Raw genomic sequence first — 23,426 nt, 5'->3', positions numbered from 1 at the left:
CGTTTGAGCCCCGGTGCCGCGAGCGCCGGGGCTTTTTCTTTGCCTTCGTTATCCCGTAAGCTTGCGCGCATGCCGCCTGACATCGTCACCTTCTGGCACGGCCCGATGGACGCACTGCGCCAGACCTGTCTGCGCTCGCAGCTCGCAGCCGGCCACAAGGTCACGGTCTACAGCTTCGACACCATTCCCGGCCTGCCCGCCGGCGTCGGCAACGCAGATGCCGAAGCGATCCTGCCGCACGCCTTCTCCGAACGCTTGCGGCCGCCGCAGCCGGACGGCAGCTGGCGCGACTGGACCACGCTGCAGTTCAGCGATTTCTTCCGCATGAAGCTGATGGCGAAGAATCTCGGCCTTTGGCTCGACGCCGACGTGCTGCTCTTGAAGCCCGTCGAGATCGATCCGGCAAAACCCTATTTCGCCTGGGAGCGGTCCCGCCAGCTCGGCAATTCCGTGATCTATCTGCCACCCAAGCACGGCATCGTTCGCGCGTTCGAAGAGCTGATGGAGCAGGAGGAGCTGACGCCGAACTGGCTGTCGCTGCGCCATCGCATCACCTTCGCGATGCGCCGCCTGCGCGGCGGCTCGAACCGTCTCTCGGACATTCGTGTCGCGATCTACGGGCCGGCGGCGCTCACCGCACTCGCCCGCCGCACCGGCGAATTGCACAACGCATTGCCGAAGCAATCGTTCTATGCCGTGCACGCCGAGCCAAAACTGTTCTTCGATCCTTCGAGCTATCTCGGCCTCGTCACCAACCCCGAGATCATCGGCCTGCATATCTCACCCAAAGGGCGCGGCGGCGAAAAGCCGATTCCGGGCAGCCTGTATGCGTGGGCGGCGGAGAGGTTTGCGTAACTCCCTCCGTGTCCCGGACGCGGTGCAGCGTGTAACGCTGCTCCGCAGAGCCGGGACCCAGTGATGCGGAGGCCTGGGCCCCGGCTCTGCAGCGCATCACTGCGTGCTGCGCAGCGTCCGGGGCACGAGATCGTTTCCTTGGCGGCGTTCCAAATTTGATCCAGCGCAACGCGCGCCTGCATCATTGTGCCTAGACTGGCTCCAATTCCAAGACTCCAACGGAGCTTCGCCATGAGCACCGCAAGCAGGCCGTATCCCCGCGTTCAGGATCTCATCGAGACCTTCGCAGGCTGGGTGAAGCATCGCCGCGAGATGAACGAGATGCGGCAGCTTGACCGCGCCGATTTCGACCGGATCGCGAGCGATCTCAGGATCGCGCCAGACGATCTCGAGGAGCTGATCCGTCACGGCAAGCATGCCGCCGACGAGCTGCCGAAGATGCTCGAACAGCTCGGCATCAGCGCCGAGGCGCTGGGACGCGCGCAGCCGCTGCTGCTGCGTGACATGGAGCGGGTCTGCTCGCTCTGCGGTCACAAGGGAGAGTGCGACCGCGACCTCGCTGACGGCACCGCTGCGGAGAATTTTCACGGCTATTGCGCTAACGCCGCGACGCTGGAATCGCTCGAACGCGCGGATATCGCGCCGCGCTGAGGCGGCTGCGGACAGTCGCTGCTGGAGCACTGATAGTGGCACCATGACAGGCTTCCTGCAGGCCTGACACGAGACAGCCTGCACTCTTGCCTGTAGCTTCACCATCGCTCGATTCGGATGGTGAACCCTGACATGCTCGATCTGCATGCGCTCCTATTGTTTTCGTTAGCGTGCCTGGCTCTGACCGCGACGCCGGGGCCGGATATGCTGCTGATCGCAAGTCGCAGCGTCGCGCAGGGGCGCTCCGCGGGATTTGCAACACTCGCGGGGATACAGGCCGGCACCTATTGCCACGCATTGGCCGCGGCCTTCGGCCTCTCCGAGTTATTCCTGCTGGTCCCGCTCGCCTACGACGCTGTCCGCTATGCGGGCGCCGCTTACTTGTTGTTCCTGGCGTCGCAGGCACTTCGTTCGAATCAACTGCTCGCTCTGCCGGCCGGCGAAAACCGACGCCGCTCCACACTGGTCGTATTTCGACAAGGACTCCTCACGAACTTGCTCAATCCGAAGATGGCCCTGTTCGTACTCGCCCTTTTTCCCCAGTTCGTCCGAACCGAAGCCGGATCAGTCGCGCTGCAAGTGATGATTCTGGCGACGGTGCTCAACGCAATCGGGCTCATCGTGAACGGGGTGGTCATCGTGCTCGCAAGCCGCGTCGGCACAAGGTTCTTTGGGAATAGCAAGCTTGGTCGCTGGCCTCAGTATTTGCTGGCAACCGTATTCGGCAGCCTCGCGCTGAAGCTGGCCTTCGACGGGAAACGGTGAGGTCCGCCTCAGCCCTTCCCCATCGCCGCGATCGCATCCGCGATTGCGATCGTCCGCCGCGCCATGTCGGCGTGCAGGCGCTCGACCATCGCGCCATCGAGGCGGATCGCGCCGCGCGAGACGTTCTCCGGCAGCTCGAACGCCGCGATGATTTTTCGGGCGCGCGCGACTTCTTCCTCGGGCGGTGTGAAGATGGCGTTGCAGGCCTCGATCTGCGAGGGATGGATCAGCGTCTTGCCGTCGAAGCCGAGGTCGCGGCCCTGCGCGCATTCGGTGGCGAAACCATCGGGGTTGGCGATGTCGCTGTAGGGACCATCGAGGATCTCGAGGCCGGCGGCGCGCGTCGCCAGGATGCAGTGGGTGATCATCGGCAGCATCGCGGCGCGGCCGGGCAGCATCCTGATGCGGGTCTCGCGCGAGATGTCGTTGGGACCGAACACGAAGCCCGACAGCCGCGTCTTCGGATCGCGTCCGGCCGTCGCCAGTTCCTCGGCATGCAGCACGGCCCGCGCGGTCTCGATCATCGCCCAGACTTTCACGGTCGGCGCGGCGCCGAGTTCGGCGAGATGGTGGCCGATGGTCTGGAGATCTTCGACGCTTGAAACTTTTGGAACCAGGATGCCGTCCGGCGAGGCCTTTGCGGCCATTGCAACGTCATCGGCCCACCAGGGCGTATCGAGGCCGTTGGTGCGGATCAGGATCTCGCGCTTGCCGAACCCTTTCTCCGCGATCGCGGTGGCGATGCCGTCACGCGCCACTCCCTTGAGGTCGGGGGCGACGGAATCCTCCAGATCGAGGATCAGGCCGTCGGCGGCGAGATTCTTGGCCTTTTCCAGCGCGCGGGGGTTGGAGCCGGGCATGAACAGATGGCTGCGGCGCGGGCGGGTCATGCTGATGGTCCTTCCGGTTTCCTCGTCTCTGGCTCTTCCCGAAGCCGATAGCATCTGGCATGCCTGTCCGAAAGGCTTGTTCGTTTCGCGGCTCTATGGTTAGGCATAGCCCATGATCACATTTCCGAAGCATTTGCTGGAAGGCTACCAGGCCTTCGCCACCCAGCGGCTGCCGACCGAGCAGACCCGCTTTCGCGAGCTCTCGGTGAAGGGACAGTCACCGGAAGTGATGGTGATCGGCTGTTGCGACAGCCGCGTCTCGCCCGAGGTGATCTTCGACGTCGGCCCAGGCGAATTGTTCGTGGTCCGCAACATCGCCAATCTGGTTCCGGTGTATCAGCCCGACGGCAACGCGCACGGCGTCTCGGCCGCGCTGGAATATGCCGTGACGGTGCTGAAGGTGAAGCACATCGTCGTGCTCGGCCACGCGCAATGCGGCGGCATCCGCGCCTTCGTCGACAAGATCGAGCCGCTCACGCCCGGCGACTTCATCGGCAAATGGATGCAGATGTTCATCAAGCCGGGCGAGGTGGTCGAGCAGCGCGACCACGAGACCATGGCGCAGTTCGTCGAGCGCATCGAGAAGGCCGCGGTGTTCCGCAGCCTGGAAAACCTGATGACGTTCCCGTTCGTGCGCAAGGCCGTGGATGCCGGCCAGATGCAGACCCACGGCGCCTATTTCGGGGTCGCGGAGGGGTCGCTGTTCGTGCTCGACAAGGCGAGCAAGGAATTCAAGAGCGTCACGGCCGCGCCGCCGGTCTAGCTTCTAACGATCCCGCCTCAAGCAGGATGAGTTTGATTGCATCGGTGCGAACCGAGAACTCTGATCACCTCTCCCGTGGGGAGAGGAGACCTCGTATGCCGATCGAACCTGACTTCATAGCGCTCTAGAAGCCTTGCAGGTCGGTGACCGGCTTGAGGCGCCGGGTACCGATGATGCGGCTGATGGCGCGGTTCACGACGTCGAGATTGTTGTCGAAAGAGCCGTGATTGGCGGGGATCGTTTCGTCCTTCTTCGGCTCGCGACGCGTCGGGACTTCGGTGTCGCTGATCGCCGGATCGAGGACGACGTCCGAGCCCACATCGAACCATTTGTCCAAGATCCTGTCCGAGCCCGACATGAAGGTGTCGTCGTCCGCCCGCCAATTCCGCCAGACCTTCTGCAATCCCAGGATCGGGGTCTTGTGGTCGGGCTCGAGCGCCCGCGAAACCAGATACAGAAGCGATTTGGAGTAGAGCGCAGGGACGCATGGGTCGCTGGTCTCGTTGGCGTCGCTGAGCACGTCGACGAACGTCGTCTTGGGATCGGCGACCTTGTCGGCGAAGGCGCTGCCGTATTTGTCGGTGGCAAAGGCGACGGTGCAGGCCGGCGCCCAGAGATGGATCGAGGTGGCCTTCAGCCCGCGGGCCTTCATCGGCGCCAGGAAATATCCCTGCATGATGGCGCCGGCGGAATGTCCGATCAGGTGAATCTGCGGCCGCTGGCTCCTGGTCATCGCGCCGAGCCCGCGCTCGAGCTCCCGCGCCGCGACGGCAAGGCCGCCGCCGGTACCGCTCGCGCCGGCGGCCCTGAATTTCATGTTCTCCCAGATCGCCTTGACGCCAGCATCGCGCGCGAACACCTCGAAGGCACGATCCTTGACCTCGTCGATCTTGCTGCGCAGCCAGCCCTTGTCCGCTGCCGACGGCGCCACCAGCTTGTCCACGGCGGACTTCAGGATATCGCCGGCCGATTCCAGCAGGCCGGTCTGCCACACCACGAAGATCGGCATGACGCGATTGGCCTCGAACCACGGGCCGAGCACCCGCGCCCTGGCGATACCGTCCTCGCGGCTGTTCAGCCCGCCGTGAACAATGATGGCCAGATCGGTGAATCCCTCCGCAGCGACCCGGTCCAGGCATTTCTGGACGACATGGGCGACGGCATCGTCGCCGGAGCCCGCCTCGACCAGCTCGCGCTCGGCACTGCCGTTGTGCCCGATGAAGATGATGTGCTCGGCTTCCTCGCCATGGATCCAGGGGGAAACCGCGCTCTCGTCGGCGGCCGCCTCGGAGCGAAGGATCGCCCGCTGGCGCAGCCGCTCGTCCAGCGACAGATCGGTCCGCATCGCCGGGCTGGCGAAGCGATGCCCGACCGGCGTTGCAGCCTTTTTAGCCGCGCCTTTGCCGGCCGAGCCCGTCTTGCCCTTGATCGGCGGCAGGATGACGCTCATGGGGGCGCCCAGTGTCAGTGCCCACGCATCGGTCCCGTAGCGGGTCCAGTCCTGATAAGGCAGCAGGCCAAATCCGTGGAAGCCCCAATCGGGCCCCCACGAGTTCTGCACGATGAAGCCATCCGAGGTGTAGCCGACCAGCGCGAAGGCGTGGCCGCCGACATCATTGGGCTTGTTTGGAGGCAGAATGAGCGCCGCGCCGAGCGTCTTGCAGTTCTTGCGAACGCGGTCCCAGCCATCATGGACGTCGGCGGAGACGTAGATCGCGTGCGTTTCGTAGATCGCCGACTGCATGTCGACAATGGATTTTCCATCGATGCGATAATAGGCCCCGAGCGGTGTGAGCGGCGCGTCCGTATCCCATCCGCTTTTGGGCAGTCCGGGCTTCTGCCGCTTCTCGAAGTTCGGCCAGAAGTCCACGCCGCAAACGCCATGCTTGTGAAATCCCTTCATGGCACCGCGACAGCTCGAGCCTTCGTAATCCTCGCCCTTCCATTCGTCATAGAGACGCGCGTTCTGGTACAGCATCCGCGCACTTCGCTTGGCGATCGGCTTGACGGCCTGCGGGTTGTCGGCGGCGATCGGGTCGGTGTTCTCCAGCTCCCATTTGAGATAGTTCACGACCGCGGCGAGGCCGAACCCGGTGCAGGATCCCTCCTGCCCCTGATCGAGAACCATGTCGGCGTGGCGATAAACCCCGAACCAGCGATCGATCAGCTGCTGGGACGGATAGGCCTGCGGCAGGCTCACCAGCCGCGCGCGATAGGGCAGGTCACGAAAATCGAAGCGATCCGGACGTGCGTCGAATTTGCGGTCGAAAAGGACCCTGGTCGGCATGCAATACCCCCTTGTTTTAAAAGCGGGACGGCTCCGGGCGGCAATATCACCCGCGCGCTCACGCAACCACTAATTGTGATCCAGCGGAGGCGTCCATGCAATCGGGGGTGTGGAGCAAAAATGGCGGACTTGCGCGACATGTCGGCGCAGCAGGCGGCGCCTCCAGAAGGGAGGTCCTTTGCGCGTAGGGCGGATCAGCGAAGCGTAATCCGCCACTGTCCGCGTCCGCAGAGACAGAAGAGGTGCATTACGCCTTCGGCTAATCCACCCTACGCTCTTTGTTACGCCGCCTGCTTCTTCGCAGCAATCAGCTTGCGGTTGATCAGCACCTCCGCGATCTGGATCGCATTCAGCGCTGCGCCCTTGCGCAAATTGTCGGACACGCACCAGAGCACGAGACCGTTCTCGACCGTCGCGTCCTCGCGGATACGGCTGATATAGGTGGCATCCTCGCCGGCCGCTTCATACGGCGTGGCGTAGCCGCCGGGCTCCTGCTTGTCGATGACGAGGCAGCCGGGCGCCTTGCGCAGGATGTCGCGCGCTTCGTCCGCGCTGATCGGGTTCTCGAACTCGATATTGACGGCCTCGGAATGGCCGACGAAGACAGGCACGCGCACGCAGGTGGCGGTGAGCTTGATCTTGGGATCGAGGATCTTCTTGGTCTCCGCCATCATCTTCCACTCTTCCTTGGTGAAGCCGTCTTCCATGAAGACGTCGATGTGGGGAATGACGTTGAAGGCGATGCGCTTCGGAAACTTCTTCGCGACCAGCTCGTCGTTGGTGTAGACGGCCTTGGTCTGCGAGAACAATTCGTCCATCGCGTCCTTGCCCGCGCCCGACACCGATTGATAGGTCGAGACCACGACGCGCTTGATGGTCGCCTTGTCGTGCAGCGGCTTCAGCGCCACCACGAGCTGCGCGGTCGAGCAGTTCGGGTTGGCGATGATGTTCTTCTTCTTGAAGCCCTCGGTCGCAGCCGCGTTAACTTCGGGCACGATCAGCGGCACGTCCGGATCCATCCGCCAGGCCGAGGAGTTGTCGATCACGACGGCACCGGCGGCGCCGATCTGCGGCGACCATTCCTTCGACACTGCGCCACCGGCCGACATCAGGCAGATGTCGACGTCGGAGAAATCGTAGTGCTCGAGCGCCTTGCACTTCAGGGTCCGGTCGCCATAGGAGACCTCGACGCCGACGCTGCGGCGTGACGCCAGGGCCACGACCTCGTCCGCGGGGAATTTGCGCTCATCGAGGATGCCCAGCATTTCCCGTCCGACATTGCCGGTCGCGCCGACGACTGCGACTTTGTAACCCATCGTTCACTCTCCGATGAAAAAGCCCGTTCCCGAAGCTGACGCTTAAACAGGAAGAGCAGCGCTTCTATGCGAGAACCGGCCTCAAGACAACGTTGGACCATGCCTGAAGGCCGTGGATGCAGTCGCCTGAGGCCAGCACGGCCGTTAGCCCCACCCAGATCCATCTGGCGCTTGCCAATTTCGCCGACGAGGTGGTCGGCACGCTGGCCCGCCTGTTCGCCTATGTAGGGGCCCTGGTGCTGTTTGCCATCCTGGGTCTTGCCGGCCTCGACCAGCTGCCTGCCTTGCGCGACGACGAGCCGGCGGAAAAGCCGGGCTGGAGCCAAGCCTCCCGCTCGCATCCGGCCTTCGCCGTCAGCCGGCTCGATTCATCCGAGAAAACAGCCTCTTATATCATCTTCCGGCACCCCGAGGGCGGCCGCAGGGACGTGCTGCGCTGGACGAGTGAGGCGGACAAGCCGCTGGCCGAGCTCGAGATTTACCGGCAAGGCGGCGAATTCGACGTGACCCGCCCGGCAACCGAGGGCCTTGCCGTCCGCATGGGGCTCAGCACCTCGGCCGGGCTCGAGCAGGCCGGCCTGATCGACACCAAATTCGGCCCCGTCGCCCTGTTCCGGCCGACCGGCACGGCGGGGACGCCGTCCTGCCTCGGCTATCTCAAGCGCAGCGAGGAGCCGGCGCTGCAGATCTCCGGCTTCTCCTGCCAGGGCGATACAATGCCCGCCCAGCGCGCGGCGGTCGCCTGCACGCTGAACCGGCTGACCCAGCTCGCCTCGGGCAACGAGCCGAAGCTGGCCGAATGGTTCGCCCGCGCCGAGCTCAAGCGCCAACCCTGCTCCGCTTCCAGCGCGCCGGACTGGCTGATGGGCGCCGCCAACGCGCAATTGCGCGGGACGCTTTGATCTGCCTCAAGCCTCTGCATCAGGCTCAAGTCGCTGGTATCCATGCAACTTTTGCCGGCGCGCACGATTATTCCCCCTTGGTGTGACCCAATAGACCTAGTTGCGGCCACCCCGGCCGGGCTAGTATGGGGGCGAAATCGACTGGCGGCTTGCCGCCGAAGGGGACGTGATGAGCTCGACATTTGCTGGTGTTAACAAGTTGGTCGCGAACAAATTGGCGACGCTGCTTGCGGCGGGGGCCGCGATTGCGATCGCCTTCGCGACGCCGGCTTCGGCCGACACCAAGCCCAAGCGCTATGACGATCGCGGCCGGCCCTATTACGGCCCGAGCGGCCCCAACGCGGTCTATCAGCAGGGCCGCACCCGCCTCTATGTGAGCAAGCGTTCCTGGCTCGATGGCGGCACCGAGGTCAATCCGGGCGACCGCAAGTTCACCGACTACGCCTTCCCGCCGGCGGTGGGCTATCCGTCCTTCGCGCGCGAGAACAACAACCGCCCGATCGACCGCCAGCCGCTCCCCACGCCGGCCGATCTCGGCGGCTATCCGCAGAATTTCCCGCTGTACTGAGCGGGGCTTAACGACTGAATCGAAAGGCCGGGCTCGCGGCCGGCCTTTTGTTTTTGCGAGATGAGTTCGATCTACGAATTGGCGGCCGGATCGTAACGCCGGCAAAACTCCTCGATCGCCTCGGAGCGGAAATCGGCGAGGCGCTCGAAGATCAGTTCGTCCGGCCAATCCCACCAGGCGATGCGGCGCAGGCTGGCCGCGACGGCGTCATCGAAGCGCGTGCGGATGGCGCGCGCGGGAACGCCACCGACGATGGTGTAGGGCGCGACATCGCGGCTGACCACCGCGCCCGCGCCGATCACCGCGCCGTCGCCGACCGTGACCCCGGGCAACAGGATCGCGGCGTGGCCGATCCAGACATCATTGCCGACGATGACGCGATCGCCGCGCCTTCCTGCGAAGAAGTCGCGGTCACGGCTCGCGCTCGCCTCATAATATTCGGGGACGTAAGTGAAGCGATGCTGCGAGGCGCGGCCCATCGGATGGTTGGGCGCGCCGATCCGCACCGCATTGGCGATGGCGGTGAATTTGCCGATGGTCGCGTCGGCGACATCGCAGTGCTCGCCGAGATAGGAGTAGTCGCCGAGCGAGGCGTATTCGATGCGGGTGTGGCTCAGGATCTCGCAGCGCCGCCCGATCTGCGCTTCGCGCTGACGCACCGTTTCATGGATGAAGGTTTCCGCGATCTTGGGGCGGGGTGAGGCATCCATGAAAGTAACTCCGAGAGCAGGTGCCGTAGGGTGGGCAAAGGCGCGGAGCGCCGTGCCCACCATCTCTCTCCAACAGCGATGAAGCGTGGGCACGCTTGCGCTTTGCCCACCCTACGAGAGCTGTGTTTGCCGCTACGCGTGCAGCTTCTGCAATTCCTTCAGAATCGCTTCGCCCATCTGCGTGGTCGAGGCAGCGGTCGTCCCTTCCGACTTGATGTCGGCGGTGCGCAGGCCACTGGCGAGCACCGCAGCGATCGCGGCGTCGACCTTGTCGGCGAGATCGCCCATGTCGAAGGAATAGCGCAGCGCCATGCCGAAGGACGAGATCATCGCAATGGGATTGGCGAGCCCCTTGCCGGCAATGTCAGGGGCCGAGCCGTGCACGGGCTCGTACAGCGCCTTGCGCTTTTTGCTCTTCGCATCGACTTCGCCGAGCGAGGCCGAGGGCAGCATGCCGAGCGAGCCGGTCAGCATCGCCGCGATGTCGGACAGCATGTCGCCGAACAGATTGTCGGTGACGATGACGTCGAACTGCTTCGGCCATTTCACCAGCATCATGCCGCCGGAATCGGCCAGCTGATGCTCGAGCGTGACATCGGGATATTCGCGCTTGTGGACCTGAGTCATGACCTCGTTCCAGAGCACGCCCGACTTCATGACGTTGCGCTTCTCCATCGACGTCACCTTGTTCTTGCGCTTCCGGGCAAGCTCGAAGGCGACGCGGCCGATGCGCTCGATCTCATAGGTGTCGTAGACCTGGGTATCGATGGCGCGCTTCTGGCCGTTGCCGAGATCGGTGATGGTCTTGGGCTCGCCGAAATAGACGCCGCCGGTGAGCTCGCGCACGATGACGATGTCGAGGCCCTCGACCGCCTCGCGCTTCAGGCTGGACGCATCGGCCAGCGCCGGATAGCACACGGCGGGACGGAGGTTGGCGAACAGGCCGAGATCCTTGCGCAGGCGCAAGAGGCCGGCCTCGGGACGCACTTCGTAGGGAACGGCATCCCATTTCGGGCCGCCGACCGCGCCGAAGATGATGGCGTCGGCGTCCGTGGCCTTGGCCATGTCACCCTCGGAGATCGACACCTTGTAGGCGTCATAGGCCGAGCCGCCGACGAGGCCAGTGTCGGTCTCGAATTTGGCGATCCCGGCCGAATTGAGCCAATCGATCAGCCGCTTCACCTCGCCCATCACCTCCGGGCCGATACCGTCGCCGGGGAGCAGCAGCAATTTGTGGGTCGCCATGGTCGTGTCCTCTCAGGTCGAATTCGGCCGGAGTGCTAGAGCGGCGTTGCGCGCTTGGCAAGACACCATTGCCGGGGAGACGGCTGTGCAAGGCGAATGGGGCCTGCCACACTGCGCCGGCCGGAGTATCCCTTGCACACCCCTGACCGCCCCCCGCCCGTCGCACATCCCGCGCGGCTGATCCTGACCCTGTCGCTGGCGGCGACGGTCGGGCTCGGCATCGGCCGCTTTGCCTATGCGCTGGTGCTGCCCGACATGCGCGAGGATCTCGGCTGGTCGTACGCGGCGGCGGGTTTCTTGAACACCATCAACGCGGTCGGCTATCTCGTGGGCGCGCTTGCAGCGTCCCGGTTGATCCAGCGCGCCGGCTGGTCGGCGGCGATCCGCGGCGGGACTTTGGCCTGCGTCGCCGCGCTCGCCACCTGCGCGCTGACGGGCAATTTCGTCGCGCTGAGCCTTGCACGCCTCGTGCTGGGCTTTGGGGCCGCGGCCGGCTTCGTCGCCGGCGGCGCGCTGGCTGCGACCATCGCGCAGGCGCGCCCCGAGCGGGCCAATTTCCTGCTCAGCCTGTTCTATGCCGGGCCCGGCATCGGCATTCTCGCCTCGGGGCTGATCGCGCCGTTCACGCTGCAGCATTTCGGCCCCGGTTCGTGGTGGATCGTGTGGTGGGCGCTGACGCTGCTGTCCGTCGCGATGACGATCCCGCTGTTCCTGATCCGCATCGAAAGCAGCGCGCGTTTCTCGGAAGGCAGTCACGCCTCGTTCGCGATCCTGCCCGTGCTGATTTATTTGGCCGCCTACTTCCTGTTCGGCGCCGGCTACATCGCCTACATGACCTTCATGATCGCCTATGTCCGCGACAGCGGCGGCGGGGCGGCGGCGCAGGCCGCGTTCTGGAGCTTGATCGGCCTCAGCGCTTTCGTCACCCCCTGGATCTGGCGCGGCGTGCTCGCACTCGACCGCGGCGGACTTGCGACCGCGATCATCCTCGGCACCAACGCGCTCGGTGCCGCCTTGCCGATGCTCGGGCATTCGCCGGCGTGGCTCGCCATCTCGGCCGTGGTGTTCGGTGTCGCCTTCTTCGCCGTGGTCGGCTCGACCACGGCCTTCATCCGCTTCAACTATCCGCCCGAGCTGTGGCCGACCGCGATCGCGGCAATGACGATCTCGTTCGGCGTCGGCCAGACGCTCGGCCCGATCGTGGTCGGCGCGATCACGGATGCATTGGGGAGCCTGAGTTACGCGCTGAATGTCTCGGCGGCGCTGCTGGCAGTGGGCGCGGTGCTGGCGCTATGCCAGCGCAAGGTCGGGCCAGCCAAGTCACCGGTCCCGTAGGGTGGGCAAAGGCGCGCTTGCGCCGTGCCCACCATCTCTCTCGATCACGAAAAATGCGTGGGCACGCTTCGCTTTGCCCACCCTACGGCAGCGGAGTGCCTATCCCGGCGCGGGGCCGTAATTGGTGAAGTCGATCTTGAACATGCTGGGGTCGAGCTTCTTGGTCGAGTCCAGATTGTAGACCGCGATCGTGGTGTCGTAGCCCTGCGGGTCGGTGACGGTCCATTGCTTGAGCTGGCCATCCTTGGCGCCGAACATCAGCAGCAGGCGGCTGGTGCCGACCAGCGCCTGCTTCTCCTCGATGGTGACGCTGACGAAGACGTCGTCGGCGGAGACATTCACGACATTGGTGTCCTTCATCAGGTCGATGCGATCGGACAACAGGAAACGCAGCGGCGTCTGCGACAGCGGATAGACGTCTTGCGTCGCGAGCTTGCGGTCGCGCACCACCAGCGAGGAGCCGTCGGCGACGATGTCGATCGGGCTCGGCGCGTCATATTCGAAGCGCACCTTGCCCGGCTTCTGGATGTAGAAATCGCCTTGGGTCTTGCTGCCGTCGGGGCCGACCTGGACGAAATTCCCGACCAGCGTCGACAGCGACGACAGATAGGCGCTGACCTTGGCAGCCTGCGCCTTCTGGTTGGCATCGAAGGTCTGGAAGATGCTGCTCGGCACGTTGCGGCGCGGATCGGGGATCACCGGATTGGGCGGCACCTGAGTCGCGCCTGTTACGGCGGGCCCGCCGGCATCACGGCCCTTGGGCGCCGGTTTCGGCACGGGAATGTTCTGCGCGAACGAGGCCGCGGTCACCATCGCGGCGGTGATGAGAAGCACGCCGGCCACGCGCGCGCTCCGCGCAGCGATGGTGGCAGCGAATCGAATGTCCTTATGTCTGATCAACGCGTCGTCCTGTTTGGCTGGCGCCTTTTTAGCGTGATTTCGGGCAAAAGCGGATAACGATTTCGCGTAAAATTGTGTTTTGAGGCTCCCTGCCTCACATATGGCTGTCTTCTTCCTCGACCAGAATCTCGCGCTTGCCGGCGTGGTTGGCGGGGCCGACGATGCCTTCGAGTTCCATGCGCTCCATCAGCGAGGCCGCGCGGTTATAGCCGATTTGCAGCCGGCGCTGGATGTAGCTGGTTGAGGCCTTGCGATCGCGTTTGACGATGGCAACGGCCTGCTGGAACAGATCGCCGCCGCCATCCGCGCCCATCCCGCTGGCGTCGAACACGGCGCCGCCGTCCTCGTCCTCGGTCGGCTCTTCGGCCGTGACCGCCTCGAGATATTCCGGCTGGCCCTGGGTCTTGAGGTGGCGCACCACCTTCTCCACCTCGTCGTCCGAGGCAAAGGGGCCGTGCACGCGGCTGATGCGGCCGCCGCCGGCCATGTAGAGCATGTCGCCCTGGCCGAGCAGCTGCTCGGCGCCCATCTCGCCCAGAATGGTGCGGCTGTCGATCTTGGACGTGACCTGGAAGGCGATGCGGGTCGGGAAGTTCGCCTTGATGGTGCCGGTGATGACGTCCACGGACGGTCGTTGTGTCGCGAGAATCACATGCAATCCGGCGGCGCGCGCCATTTGCGCGAGGCGCTGCACCGCGCCTTCGATGTCCTTGCCGGCGACCATCATCAGGTCGGCCATTTCGTCGACGATGATGACGATGTAGGGCAGCGGATCGAGCGAGAGTTTTTCTTCCTCGTAGATCGCCTTGCCGGTCTCCTTGTCGAAACCGGTGTGCACCGTGCGCGTGGGCTCCTCGCCCTTGGCCTTCAATTCGAGCAGGCGCGTGTTGTAGCCGTCGATGTTGCGCACACCGAGCTTGGCCATGTTCTTGTAGCGCTCTTCCATCTCGCGCACGGCCCATTTCAGCGCGACCACCGCCTTCTTCGGGTCGGTCACGACGGGCGTGAGCAGATGGGGAATGCCGTCATAGACGGAGAGTTCGAGCATCTTCGGATCGACCATGATCAGGCGGCACTGGTCCGGGCGCAGCCGGTAGACCAGGCTGAGGATCATGGTGTTGATGGCGACCGACTTGCCGGAGCCGGTGGTGCCGGCGATCAGCATGTGCGGCGTGCGCGCGAGGTCGATGATGACAGGGTCGCCGCCGATGGTCTTGCCGAGGCAGAGCGGCAGTTTCGCCACCGTGTCGGTGGCCTCCTTGGCGATCAGCAGCTCGCGCAGATAGACCTTCTCGCGATGCGCGTTGGGCAGCTCGATGCCAATGGCGTTACGGCCGGGCACGACAGCGACGCGCGCCGACAGCGCGCTCATCGAGCGCGCGATGTCGTCGGCGAGGCCGATCACGCGCGACGATTTGATGCCGGGCGCCGGCTCCAATTCGTACAGCGTGACGACAGGACCCGGATTGGCTTTCACGATCTCGCCGCGCACGCCGAAATCCTGCAGCACGCCTTCGAGCGAGCGCGAATTGGCTTCCAGCTCGGCCTTGCTGAGCGGCTGGCGATCGCCGGCCTTCGGCGCGGCCAGCACGGAGACGGACGGAAGCTCGAACTTGTCGGATTTCTTGGCAGCAGCTTTCGGCGCAGCCTTCTTGCGCGGGGCGCGCGCTGCGGGCTCCTCGTCTTCCTCGTCCTCCTCCTCGACGTCCTCTTCTTCCTCATGCTGGTCGTCTTCGTCGTGGGACTGCGGCGAGATCGAGGGGGCAGCGCGGCCGCCGCCGAGATTCGGCTCCTGGCGGCTGAAGCTGACGGCCTTGGTCTTGGGTCCGCTCGAGACCAGCGAGCGGTAGGCGGCACCACACAGCCAGATCAGCCGTGCCTTGGTGCTCATGAGCGCGTGGAACAGCCAGCCCAGCGACACCGAGCCGCGATCGTTCTCTTCGTCTTCGTCGAGCGGCTTGTCGTCATCCTCGATCTCGGCGAGCTCCTCGTCGTGCTCACGCGCGCCGAGGCCGCAGGCGATCAGGAAGGTCGCGGCCATGCCTGCGAACAGGATCACGCCGAGTATCATGCGATAGATCGTGCCAGGTGGCCCGAAGATCACCGCGGGCGCGCGCACCAGGGCGTCGCCGACCACGCCGCCGAGGCCGGTCGGCAACGGCCATGCGCCACCATGCGGCCAGCAGCTGACGAAGCCGGCCGCGATCACGGTGCAGAGAATCCAGCAGCCGAGCCGCAGCGCCTCGCGGTCGAACGGGCGATGCGTCATCATCCGCCAGCCCCAGACCGCGATGGTCAGCACCAGCATGATTGCGCCGAGCCCGAGGATCTGCATCGCAAGGTCGGCGCCGATCGCACCGGCATAGCCGAGGATGTTGCGGATCGGCCGCGAGGTGGCGTGGCTGAGGCTCGGATCCTGCACCGACCAGGTCATCAGCGCGGCGGAGGCGAGGCCCGACAGGCCGATCAGGCCGAGGCCTGTCAGCTCGCGCATGCGCCGCGCCAGACCCTCGCGGATCGACGGCGGCAAATGCCCGACCAATGGAATGACACGTTCGATTGCCGACATGCTCACGGGCCCCGCCTAACCCAGAGTCTCGACCAGGCGATGCAACGCCTGCGCCGTGGTCTCGCTATCCTGCACCAGCGCAAGGCGAATGTAGCCCGCACCCGGATTGAATCCGTCGGGCTGCTGCCGCGCCAGAAAGCTGCCGGGCACCACGCGCACGCCTGCTTCCTTGAAGAGTTTCAGGCACACCGACACGTCGTCGCCGAGCTCGGACGTGTCGAGCCAGACGCAGAAGCCGGCATCGGGCCGGCGATAACCGTAACGATTGCCAATGATCTGGTCGGCGAGATCGAACTTGATCCGGTAGAGCCGGCGGTTCTCCTCGACATGCACTTCATCGCCGTAAGCAGCGATCGCGACATGCTGGAGCGGCACCGGAACCTGGGGCGCCGCGATGTTGCGCAGCTCGAGGAACAAGCCGATGAACCTCTTGTCGCCGGCGGCGAAGCCGACACGCATGCCCGGCAGGTTGGAGCGCTTCGACAGCGACTGGAATGCAGCCACGCGGGTGAAATCGGGGCCGGCGCATTCGAGCGCGCTGCCCGGCGCCTCGCGGGTGTAGATCTCGGAGTAGCACTCGTCGCTGAGGATCATGAAATTGTAGCGATCGGCGAGCTGCTTCAGGCGCGTGAAATAATCGCGCGATGCGACCGAGCCCTGCGGATTGGCAGGCGAGGCCAGATAGAACGCCACAGTGCGCGCCAGAATCGCCTCGTCGAGGGCGTCGAGATCGGGGAGGAAACCGTTTTCGAGCGTGGTCGGCAGATAGACCTGTTCGCAGGCCGCAGCATCGGCGCCAGCGCCATAGACCGGATAGAACGGGTTCGGCATCAGGATGGCGGGCTTGCCGGGCTTCGGGCCGACATAGCGCGCGGCTGCGATCGCGGCGAGGAACAGCCCTTCCCGGCTGCCATTGAGGACGAGCATTTCGCTTCGGGGATCGAGCGCGCGCGGCAGCTTGAAGCGCGATGACAGCCAGGCGCTCGCGGCGTTGCGGAACGGCTCGGTGCCCTGGTTCATCGGGTAGCGGCCGAAATCGGCGATGTGCTTGGCAAGCACCGGGCCGACGAAATCGGGCACCGGATGCTGCGGTTCGCCGACCGCGAGCGAAATCAATGGCTTGCCGGGTTGATGGGGCGCCAGCAGCTCGTTCAGCCGGACAAAGGGCGAGCGTGCCGAATTGGAGCTACCACCGCCCTGCGGCGCACGGGATGAAGCGGTCATAGCCATTCTGGGCGCCAGTACTCTTGGAACAGCCGGTCGCACATAAGCGCCGGCGGGAAACGGTTCAGTTCACCATAGATAGGGCGAGGTTAAGACGCGATTAACCATCGGCTTTCCGCGCCATCAAGAGTCATTTCCGTGACCCGGATGGGACTTTCAGAGCAGCGCGCTCCCTCGCCCGCTTGCGGGGGAGGGCCGGGAAGAGGGTGTCTCCCCAATCGAGAACCCCCAAGAGGAGAGAACCCTCACCCGGCGCGCGGGACGATGCTTCGCATCGCCCGGGACGCGCCGACCTCTCCCGCAAGCGGGAGAGGTGCACCGACCTCGCGGCCAATCGATTCATCCAAGCGCATCATGCGCTCAGTGTCCCGGCAGCTTCTCGAACGTCGTCATGCCGGCGGGGATCGCGTGAAATTCCTGCTTGTCGCAAGTGTAGATCGCCATCTGCGGCTTGAATTGCTCCGGCTCGTCCAGCGTGCCGACCTTGAGGATCGCGGCGGGCAGGCCCGGAACCTTGGTCACGAGGTGCGTGCCGCACTCAGCGCAGAACTCGCGCGTGACAGCGCGTTCGAGATCCTTACGCGTGAATTGCTTGGGTTGCCCCAGGATGTAACTAAAGCCGGCCGCCGGCATCGCGATGAAGGTGTTGGGCGCGCCGCCCGAGATGTACTGGCACTCGCGGCAATGACACTGCGCCTGCATCATCGGATCGCCCTCCGAGACGTAGCGCACCTCACCGCAATAGCATCCGCCTTCCAATCGCATGACGAGCTCCCGGTTTTTGTTCGTTGTGGTCGATATTTCTGCGCCGGCAATCTGGAATGGCAATCTTTTTCTTGCGCACCTGCCGAAAAAGAAAATTTGCCAAAAAGAAAGGGGCTCCAACTTGCGCTGGAGCCCCTCAACGGTCGGGGCATTGCCGGGTATGTGCCCAAACCGTAGTTCTGGACGCGGCCCCGAGGAGAACCGCGCCCGGGAGGAGAGGTTACATGTTGTAGGCGCGCTCGGTGTGCTCGGTGATGTCGAGGCCTTCACGCTCGCTCTCGACATTGGCGCGGAGGCCAACGATCACATCGACGACCTTGTAGAGGATCGCCGAACCGATGCCCGACCACACCAGCGTGGTGCAGACGCCCCAGACCTGGGAGATCATCTGCGCCGCGAAGTCGTAATCGGCAACCTTCGGCGGAATGGCGGTGTAGTCGATGATGCCTGCACCACCCAGCGCCGGGTTGACGAGGATGCCGGTGCCGAGCGCGCCGACGATGCCGCCGATGCAGTGCACGCCGAACACGTCGAGCGAGTCGTCGTAGCCGAGGGCGTTCTTCACGACGGTGCAGAAGAACAGGCAGACCACACCGACGACGAGGCCGAGGACGATCGCGCCCATCACACCGGCGAAGCCGGCGGCAGGCGTGACGGCCACGAGACCCGCGACAGCGCCGGAGATGACGCCGAGCACCGACGGATGACCCTTCACGATCCACTCCGCGAACATCCACGACAGCGCGGCGGCCGCGGTGGCGACGAAGGAGTTGGTCATGGCGAGCGCAGCGCCGCCGTTGGCTTCGAGGTTGGAGCCGGCGTTGAAGCCGAACCAGCCGACCCAGAGCAGCGAGGCGCCGATCATCGACATGGTCAGCGAGTGCGGAGCCATCAGCTCCTTGCCGTAGCCGGTGCGCTTGCCGATCAGGAGAGCGCCGACGAGACCGGCGATGCCGGCGTTGATGTGCACCACGGTGCCGCCAGCGAAGTCGATCGCGCCCTTCTTGAAGATCCAGCCGGCGTCGGCGTTGATCTCGTCGAGCTTGGCCTGCGCCGCGGTCTTCGCCGCACCGTCAGCCGCAGCAGCGAGCGCCTTGGCAGCATCCTGGATCGCGTCCGGGCCGGGCCAGTACCAGACCATGTGCGCGATCGGGAAGTAGATCAGCGTGACCCAGAGCGGAATGAAGAGAGCGATCGCCGAGAACTTCATGCGTTCGGCGAAGGCGCCGACGATGAGGGCGGGCGTGATCGCCGCGAAGGTCATCTGGAAGCACATATAGATGAGCTCCGAGATGTTGGCGTCGACCGAGAAGGTCGCGGCCTTCGAGTCGGTGGTGACGCCCATCATGAAGGCCTTGGAGAAGCCGCCGATGAAGTCGGAACCGCCGGTGAAGGCGAGGCTGTAGCCGTAGACGGCCCAGATCACGGTGACGACGCAGACGGTGTAGAACACCTGCATCAGAACGGAGAGCATGTTCTTGGAACGGACGAGGCCGCCGTAAAACAGCGCGAGGCCGGGGATGGTCATCAACAGCACGAGGACTGTCGATGTCAGCATCCAGGCGTTGTCTCCCTTGTTGACCGTTGGCTCGGCATAGGCTGCGGTCGCAGCGAACAGGCCGACTGCGAGAGCCGCCAATCCCGCGCCAGTGGGACGCTTGAACGTCATTTTATTCACTCCTGATTGGTAATGGTTTGAGCGCGAAATCAGAGGGCCGCGGCATCGGCCTCGCCGGTGCGGATGCGAACCGCATGGTCGAGGTTGATGACGAAGATCTTGCCGTCACCGATCTGTCCGGTTTTCGCAGCGGACGTGATGGCGTCGATGGTCTTGTCGACCTGGTCGGAGGCGACAGCGACCTCGATCTTGATCTTGGGCAGGAAACTCACGGCATATTCAGCGCCGCGGTAGATTTCCGTATGGCCCTTCTGGCGGCCATATCCCTTGACTTCCGTCACCGTAAGACCGTGAACGCCGATGGCGGTCAGGGCGTCACGGACTTCTTCCAGCTTGAATGGCTTGATAATCGCCATAACAATTTTCATGGGTCCTATCCCCGCTTGGGCCCGGTCCGGACGTGGCCGGGCGTTTCTCGACTGGTTCGCCACGAGGGAGAAGTTTCACTACGCGGGCACAGCCACGCCCCCTAGAATCAAATGCCGTGCCAGATCGGGCGGATTGCCTAACGGACTATGAAAACGGGTGTTTTCGCGCTTGACGCGTATTGCGGCGCGGTGCGCTATTACGTCGCGCTTAAAACATGATCAGAGCTGATCACAAAAAAGGCACGACAGGCTGTCGACACAATGTTGCTCACGTGCCGGGCAGCGTGACGGTATTTTATTACAGCAACTGCTTATCATACGGCGCTGCCGTGCTGCGAAATATCGGGGCGCACGGGTTCCTGCTCATCGGATGCGCGCAGTCGCCCGATCAGCTTGAGCAGCCGAAGACGCCTTGAACGGTATTCGGCTGAGGGATGCGGACAGACGTCAGGCCGCGTCGCGCTGTGCAAAAACCCGGTCGACCAAGCCCCATTCGACCCCTTGCTCCGCGGTCATGAAGTGGTCGCGGTCGAGCGTCCGTTCGACCTCCTCTTCCGTGCGCCCGCAATGCTGCGCGTAGAGGCGGATGAGGCGCCGCTTGGTTTCCTGCATCTCGTTGGCATGGATCAGGATGTCGGAGGCCTGGCCCTGGAAGCCGCCGAGCGGCTGATGCACGTGGAGGCTGGCATTGGGCAGCGCGGCGCGATGGCCGGGCTCGCCGGCCATCAGCAGGAACGAGCCCATCGAGCGCGCGGTGCCCATGCAGAGCGTGTGAACCGGCGCCTTGATGAATTGCATGGTGTCGTACATCGCGAGGCCCGAGGTGACCACGCCGCCATAGGAGTTGATGTAGAGGTTGATCGGCCGGTTCGGATTCTCCGCCTCCAGGAACAGGAGTTGCGCGCAGACGAGGCCGGACATCGCATCATTGACGTCGCCGTTGAGGAAGATGATGCGCTCGCGCAGCAGCCGCGAATAGATGTCGAAGGAGCGTTCGCCGCGGGCGGATTGTTCGACGACCATGGGGACGAGCTGAAGCCTGTCGCGCATCGGCGACCTCCATGTCTTTGAGTGATGACGTCGTTGTGTGGTTAGGCCGCTGCGCGCGTCAGGCAGCAATTGCTGTTGGCGGCTTGCGGCAGTGTTACGCTGGTCCCGCAGGCCTGCTGGATGATGCGAAAGCGCGTGCCGCCTGACACATTCGGCTCGATCCGGAAGATGACGTGGCTTTCGCGATATGGCGGCTCGGAATCGCGAAGCCGGTAGCGCACCTCTTCGCCAGGGACCAATGCTTCGGGCTCAGTGCCCGCAAGATCGCAATCCGGCAGCCAGCGCTCGCGCAATTCAGGGATGGTCATCGCGCGCCAGACCTTTGCCGGCGGCGCATCGAACTCGAATTCGAGCACCAGCTTTGCGTCGGAACGATCGGCTTCGACGGCGTCGCTCATTGATCCATATCCTTCAGGAGGTCAGCGAGTGCTTCCATACGCTTCGGCCAATAGGCGCGGTAGCGCGCAAGCCAGGTCCCGATGGCGGCGATGCCGTCCGGGTCGACTTCGTAATTCACAAAGCGGCCCTGCCGCTGCTCGCGCACGAGGCCCGCCGCGCGCAGCACCGAAAGATGCTGCGACATCGCCGGCTGGCTGATCTCCAGCCCGTCACGCAAGGCGCTGGCATTCAGGCTGCCCCCAGCGAGCTTCTCGAAGACTTTTCGGCGCGTCGGGTCGGCCAGGGCCTTGAAGATGTCGGCTTCGATCATGGCAACACATAAGCACTTACTTATGTGTTGCGCAAGCCGATTATTGAAGCGCTTCGCCGTGCTGCGAGATATCGAGCCCTTCGAGCTCGTGCTCGCGAGAGACGCGGAGCGGCACGAACAGGCCGACCAGCTTGAGCAGGATGAAGCTGACGCCCGCCGCCCAGACGAAGGTGACGGCGACGCCATAGAGCTGGATCAACAGCTGTTGCGGATGGCCCTCGACCAGGCCGGCGGTGCCGCCGATCGCGCTGGTGGCGAACACGCCGGCGAGCAGCGTGCCGGTGAGACCGCCGATGCCGTGCACGCCGAACACGTCGAGCGAATCGTCATAGTCGAAGCGGTGCTTTAGCCAGGTGCAGGCCCAGTAGCAGATTGCGCCGGCGGCGATGCCGATGACGATGCCATGCCACGGTGCGACGAAGCCCGAGGCCGGCGTGATGGTGCCGAGGCCCGCGACCGCGCCTGAGATCATGCCGAGCACCGAGGGCTTGCGCCGGGTCGACCATTCGATCGCGCCCCAGGTCAGCGCGCCCGAGCAGGCCGCCAGATGCGTCGCGATGATCGCGAGCACCGCGCGCGAATTGGCCGCGCCCGCCGAGCCGCCGTTGAAGCCGAACCAGCCGACCCACAACAGGCCGGTACCCATCACTGCGAGCGACAGATCGAACGGCGAGAGATTTTCGGTGCCATAGCCGTGACGGCGCCCCATCACCTTGGCCGCGACGAGGCCCGCAGTGCCGGCCGACAGATGCACGACGAGACCGCCGGCGAAATCCAGCACGCCCATGCTGTTGAGGAAGCCACCACCCCACACCCAATGCGCCAGCGGGATGTAGACGAAAATGAACCAGCCGACGGAGAACAACAGATAGGCCGAGAACCGCATCCGGTCGGCGACCGAGCCCGCGACCAGCGCCACCGTGATGATCGCGAAGGTCATCTGGTACAGCATGAATAGCGCTTCCGGGATCGTCTTCGCCGCCGGGTTGACGCTGTCCATCGTCATGCCCGCGAGGAACCAGCGGTCGAGCGAGCCGATCCACGGGCCGTCGCCGACGAAGCACAGCGAATAGCCGAATGCGACCCAGAGAATCGAGATGATCGTCACGGCCGCAAGGCTCTGCGCCATGGTCGCGAGCACGTTCTTCTTGCGCACCATGCCGGAGTAGAACAGCGCCAGCCCCGGGATCGTCATCATCAGCACCAGCGCGGTGGCGACGATCATCCAGGCGGTGTCGGCGGTGTTGATCTCGCTTGCCGCCGCATGCGCCGGCGATGCGATGGCCGACGCCAATCCAATTCCCGCAGCCATACCGGCTACGTGGCGCAACACTCCCGCCATGTCGTTCCCCCAAGCATAGTGATTGCGTCGCACGTCGTGGCGTCGTTGCCCGGTGCGATCGAAGAAAAAATTACTAAAGCGCGTCGCTGTCGGTTTCGCCGGTGCGGATGCGCAGCGCGTGGTCGATCGGCGTGACGAAGATCTTGCCGTCGCCGATCTGCCCGGTGCGCGCCGTCGCGGTGATCACACTGACCGCCTTGTCGGCGACGTCGGAGGCGACTGCGATCTCGATCCGCAGCTTCGGCAGGAAGTTCACGACATATTCCGCGCCGCGATAGATCTCGGTGTGGCCCTTCTGGCGGCCATAGCCTTTCACCTCGGTCACGGTCATGCCGTGGACGCCGATCGCGGTCAGTGCCTGGCGGACTTCATCGAGCTTGAAGGGTTTGATGATCGCGACGACGAGTTTCATGGTCAGGCCTGTTTCCCCGGGATGCGCCGCGCCGTATGTCCCGGCGCCGCGTCAATCTGGCATCTTTCCGGGCAAATGGCATAAAAAAGTTGCAGGTTGAAGCGGAAAAACGTCTGGCCAGG

The 23,426-nt window shown here is 64.5% G+C and carries 23 protein-coding genes; 7 read left to right on the top strand and 16 right to left on the bottom strand.

Annotation, left to right across the window (positions count from 1 at the left end):
- Positions 1-69: 69 nt before the first annotated feature.
- From HYH08_RS25235 to HYH08_RS25225, 3 genes are all read left to right on the top strand, one after another.
- On the top strand, positions 70-855 hold the full coding sequence (locus tag HYH08_RS25235; protein WP_220012540.1) for a glycosyltransferase family 32 protein: 786 nt from the start codon (positions 70-72) through the stop codon (positions 853-855).
- Between the two features lie 231 nt (positions 856-1,086).
- Positions 1,087-1,506 carry a DUF6455 family protein gene (locus HYH08_RS25230; RefSeq protein ID WP_220012539.1) on the top strand — a complete coding sequence of 140 codons (420 nt, stop codon included), beginning with the start codon at positions 1,087-1,089 and terminating at the stop codon, positions 1,504-1,506.
- 132 nt (positions 1,507-1,638) lie between these two features.
- On the top strand, positions 1,639-2,271 hold the full coding sequence (locus tag HYH08_RS25225) for a LysE family translocator (protein WP_220012538.1): 633 nt from the start codon (positions 1,639-1,641) through the stop codon (positions 2,269-2,271).
- Between the two features lie 8 nt (positions 2,272-2,279).
- Here the strand turns inward: HYH08_RS25225 and HYH08_RS25220 are convergent, their stop codons facing one another.
- Complete coding sequence (locus HYH08_RS25220) at positions 2,280-3,161, bottom strand: HpcH/HpaI aldolase/citrate lyase family protein (RefSeq protein WP_220012537.1); 882 nt, start codon at positions 3,159-3,161, stop codon at positions 2,280-2,282.
- A 112-nt stretch (positions 3,162-3,273) separates the two neighbouring features.
- Between HYH08_RS25220 and HYH08_RS25215 the strand changes: the two genes are divergently transcribed.
- Complete coding sequence (locus HYH08_RS25215; RefSeq protein WP_220012536.1) at positions 3,274-3,924, top strand: carbonic anhydrase; 651 nt, start codon at positions 3,274-3,276, stop codon at positions 3,922-3,924.
- Between the two features lie 124 nt (positions 3,925-4,048).
- Here HYH08_RS25215 and HYH08_RS25210 read toward each other — a convergent pair whose 3' ends face one another.
- Complete coding sequence (locus HYH08_RS25210) at positions 4,049-6,211, bottom strand: C1 family peptidase (protein ID WP_220012535.1); 2,163 nt, start codon at positions 6,209-6,211, stop codon at positions 4,049-4,051.
- A gap of 281 nt (positions 6,212-6,492) precedes the next feature.
- Entirely contained in the window at positions 6,493-7,527 is a 1,035-nt protein-coding gene (locus tag HYH08_RS25205) for an aspartate-semialdehyde dehydrogenase (RefSeq protein WP_220012534.1), read from the bottom strand.
- 116 nt (positions 7,528-7,643) lie between these two features.
- Between HYH08_RS25205 and HYH08_RS25200 the strand changes: the two genes are divergently transcribed.
- Both HYH08_RS25200 and HYH08_RS25195 read left to right on the top strand, forming a co-directional pair.
- Positions 7,644-8,429 (top strand): hypothetical protein, encoded by a 786-nt coding sequence (locus HYH08_RS25200; RefSeq protein WP_220012533.1) that lies wholly within the window; start codon positions 7,644-7,646, stop codon positions 8,427-8,429.
- 169 nt (positions 8,430-8,598) lie between these two features.
- Complete coding sequence (locus HYH08_RS25195) at positions 8,599-8,997, top strand: hypothetical protein (protein ID WP_220012532.1); 399 nt, start codon at positions 8,599-8,601, stop codon at positions 8,995-8,997.
- Between the two features lie 71 nt (positions 8,998-9,068).
- Here HYH08_RS25195 and HYH08_RS25190 read toward each other — a convergent pair whose 3' ends face one another.
- Both HYH08_RS25190 and leuB read right to left on the bottom strand, forming a co-directional pair.
- The gene (locus HYH08_RS25190) at positions 9,069-9,707 is read right to left on the bottom strand and encodes a DapH/DapD/GlmU-related protein (RefSeq protein WP_220012531.1); all 639 of its coding nucleotides are present in this window, start codon (positions 9,705-9,707) and stop codon (positions 9,069-9,071) included.
- 132 nt (positions 9,708-9,839) lie between these two features.
- Entirely contained in the window at positions 9,840-10,952 is a 1,113-nt protein-coding gene (gene leuB / locus HYH08_RS25185; RefSeq protein ID WP_220012530.1) for a 3-isopropylmalate dehydrogenase, read from the bottom strand.
- A 132-nt stretch (positions 10,953-11,084) separates the two neighbouring features.
- Here leuB and HYH08_RS25180 point away from each other — a divergent pair, with 132 nt between their 5' ends.
- Positions 11,085-12,287 (top strand): YbfB/YjiJ family MFS transporter, encoded by a 1,203-nt coding sequence (locus HYH08_RS25180; protein ID WP_220012529.1) that lies wholly within the window; start codon positions 11,085-11,087, stop codon positions 12,285-12,287.
- Between the two features lie 99 nt (positions 12,288-12,386).
- Here the strand turns inward: HYH08_RS25180 and HYH08_RS25175 are convergent, their stop codons facing one another.
- From HYH08_RS25175 to HYH08_RS25125, 11 genes are all read right to left on the bottom strand, one after another.
- Entirely contained in the window at positions 12,387-13,130 is a 744-nt protein-coding gene (locus tag HYH08_RS25175) for an outer membrane lipoprotein carrier protein LolA (RefSeq protein WP_220012528.1), read from the bottom strand.
- Between the two features lie 151 nt (positions 13,131-13,281).
- Positions 13,282-15,762, bottom strand: coding sequence for a DNA translocase FtsK (locus tag HYH08_RS25170; RefSeq protein WP_220012527.1), 2,481 nt, complete (start codon positions 15,760-15,762; stop codon positions 13,282-13,284).
- A 9-nt stretch (positions 15,763-15,771) separates the two neighbouring features.
- On the bottom strand, positions 15,772-16,986 hold the full coding sequence (locus tag HYH08_RS25165) for an aminotransferase class I/II-fold pyridoxal phosphate-dependent enzyme (protein ID WP_220012526.1): 1,215 nt from the start codon (positions 16,984-16,986) through the stop codon (positions 15,772-15,774).
- A 354-nt stretch (positions 16,987-17,340) separates the two neighbouring features.
- Entirely contained in the window at positions 17,341-17,745 is a 405-nt protein-coding gene (locus HYH08_RS25160; protein ID WP_220012525.1) for a GFA family protein, read from the bottom strand.
- 220 nt (positions 17,746-17,965) lie between these two features.
- The gene (locus tag HYH08_RS25155; protein ID WP_220012524.1) at positions 17,966-19,414 is read right to left on the bottom strand and encodes an ammonium transporter; all 1,449 of its coding nucleotides are present in this window, start codon (positions 19,412-19,414) and stop codon (positions 17,966-17,968) included.
- Positions 19,415-19,452: 38 nt separating this feature from the next.
- Positions 19,453-19,791, bottom strand: a complete 339-nt coding sequence (locus tag HYH08_RS25150) for a P-II family nitrogen regulator (protein ID WP_008142813.1) — start codon at positions 19,789-19,791, stop codon at positions 19,453-19,455.
- 447 nt (positions 19,792-20,238) lie between these two features.
- A complete protein-coding gene (locus tag HYH08_RS25145; protein WP_220012523.1) occupies positions 20,239-20,841 on the bottom strand; it encodes an ATP-dependent Clp protease proteolytic subunit in 603 nt (200 codons plus the stop codon).
- Between the two features lie 41 nt (positions 20,842-20,882).
- Positions 20,883-21,239 carry an SRPBCC family protein gene (locus HYH08_RS25140; RefSeq protein ID WP_220012522.1) on the bottom strand — a complete coding sequence of 119 codons (357 nt, stop codon included), beginning with the start codon at positions 21,237-21,239 and terminating at the stop codon, positions 20,883-20,885.
- Entirely contained in the window at positions 21,236-21,550 is a 315-nt protein-coding gene (locus tag HYH08_RS25135) for an ArsR/SmtB family transcription factor (RefSeq protein WP_027561710.1), read from the bottom strand. The genes HYH08_RS25140 and HYH08_RS25135 overlap by 4 nt, the downstream gene beginning before the upstream one ends.
- 40 nt (positions 21,551-21,590) lie before the next feature.
- On the bottom strand, positions 21,591-22,892 hold the full coding sequence (locus HYH08_RS25130) for an ammonium transporter (RefSeq protein ID WP_220012521.1): 1,302 nt from the start codon (positions 22,890-22,892) through the stop codon (positions 21,591-21,593).
- 73 nt (positions 22,893-22,965) lie between these two features.
- A complete protein-coding gene (locus HYH08_RS25125; RefSeq protein WP_028176997.1) occupies positions 22,966-23,304 on the bottom strand; it encodes a P-II family nitrogen regulator in 339 nt (112 codons plus the stop codon).
- Positions 23,305-23,426 lie beyond the last annotated feature (122 nt).

Origin of the sequence: Bradyrhizobium sp. BR 10289 (assembly GCF_019455385.1) — a bacterium.
In the GTDB taxonomy this organism is placed as follows: domain Bacteria; phylum Pseudomonadota; class Alphaproteobacteria; order Rhizobiales; family Xanthobacteraceae; genus Bradyrhizobium.
Note: the sequence above shows the minus strand (reverse complement) of the source record. Positions and strands in the feature narration are given on the sequence as shown.

Bases quoted from the DNA above. Each gene is read 5' to 3' on its own strand.
- HYH08_RS25210 (WP_220012535.1), bottom strand. From the start codon at position 6,211: ATGCCGACCAGGGTCCTTTTCGACCGCAAATTCGACGCACGTCCGGAT.
- leuB (WP_220012530.1), bottom strand. From the start codon at position 10,952: ATGGCGACCCACAAATTGCTGCTGCTCCCCGGCGACGGTATCGGCCCG.
- HYH08_RS25235 (WP_220012540.1), top strand. From the start codon at position 70: ATGCCGCCTGACATCGTCACCTTCTGGCACGGCCCGATGGACGCACTG.
- HYH08_RS25230 (WP_220012539.1), top strand. From the start codon at position 1,087: ATGAGCACCGCAAGCAGGCCGTATCCCCGCGTTCAGGATCTCATCGAG.
- HYH08_RS25150 (WP_008142813.1), bottom strand. From the start codon at position 19,791: ATGAAAATTGTTATGGCGATTATCAAGCCATTCAAGCTGGAAGAAGTC.
- HYH08_RS25165 (WP_220012526.1), bottom strand. From the start codon at position 16,986: ATGGCTATGACCGCTTCATCCCGTGCGCCGCAGGGCGGTGGTAGCTCC.
- HYH08_RS25160 (WP_220012525.1), bottom strand. From the start codon at position 17,745: ATGCGATTGGAAGGCGGATGCTATTGCGGTGAGGTGCGCTACGTCTCG.
- HYH08_RS25200 (WP_220012533.1), top strand. From the start codon at position 7,644: ATGCAGTCGCCTGAGGCCAGCACGGCCGTTAGCCCCACCCAGATCCAT.
- HYH08_RS25195 (WP_220012532.1), top strand. From the start codon at position 8,599: ATGAGCTCGACATTTGCTGGTGTTAACAAGTTGGTCGCGAACAAATTG.
- HYH08_RS25155 (WP_220012524.1), bottom strand. From the start codon at position 19,414: ATGACGTTCAAGCGTCCCACTGGCGCGGGATTGGCGGCTCTCGCAGTC.
- HYH08_RS25125 (WP_028176997.1), bottom strand. From the start codon at position 23,304: ATGAAACTCGTCGTCGCGATCATCAAACCCTTCAAGCTCGATGAAGTC.
- HYH08_RS25225 (WP_220012538.1), top strand. From the start codon at position 1,639: ATGCTCGATCTGCATGCGCTCCTATTGTTTTCGTTAGCGTGCCTGGCT.
- HYH08_RS25205 (WP_220012534.1), bottom strand. From the start codon at position 7,527: ATGGGTTACAAAGTCGCAGTCGTCGGCGCGACCGGCAATGTCGGACGG.
- HYH08_RS25145 (WP_220012523.1), bottom strand. From the start codon at position 20,841: ATGCGCGACAGGCTTCAGCTCGTCCCCATGGTCGTCGAACAATCCGCC.
- HYH08_RS25215 (WP_220012536.1), top strand. From the start codon at position 3,274: ATGATCACATTTCCGAAGCATTTGCTGGAAGGCTACCAGGCCTTCGCC.
- HYH08_RS25190 (WP_220012531.1), bottom strand. From the start codon at position 9,707: ATGGATGCCTCACCCCGCCCCAAGATCGCGGAAACCTTCATCCATGAA.
- HYH08_RS25220 (WP_220012537.1), bottom strand. From the start codon at position 3,161: ATGACCCGCCCGCGCCGCAGCCATCTGTTCATGCCCGGCTCCAACCCC.
- HYH08_RS25135 (WP_027561710.1), bottom strand. From the start codon at position 21,550: ATGATCGAAGCCGACATCTTCAAGGCCCTGGCCGACCCGACGCGCCGA.
- HYH08_RS25140 (WP_220012522.1), bottom strand. From the start codon at position 21,239: ATGAGCGACGCCGTCGAAGCCGATCGTTCCGACGCAAAGCTGGTGCTC.
- HYH08_RS25130 (WP_220012521.1), bottom strand. From the start codon at position 22,892: ATGGCGGGAGTGTTGCGCCACGTAGCCGGTATGGCTGCGGGAATTGGA.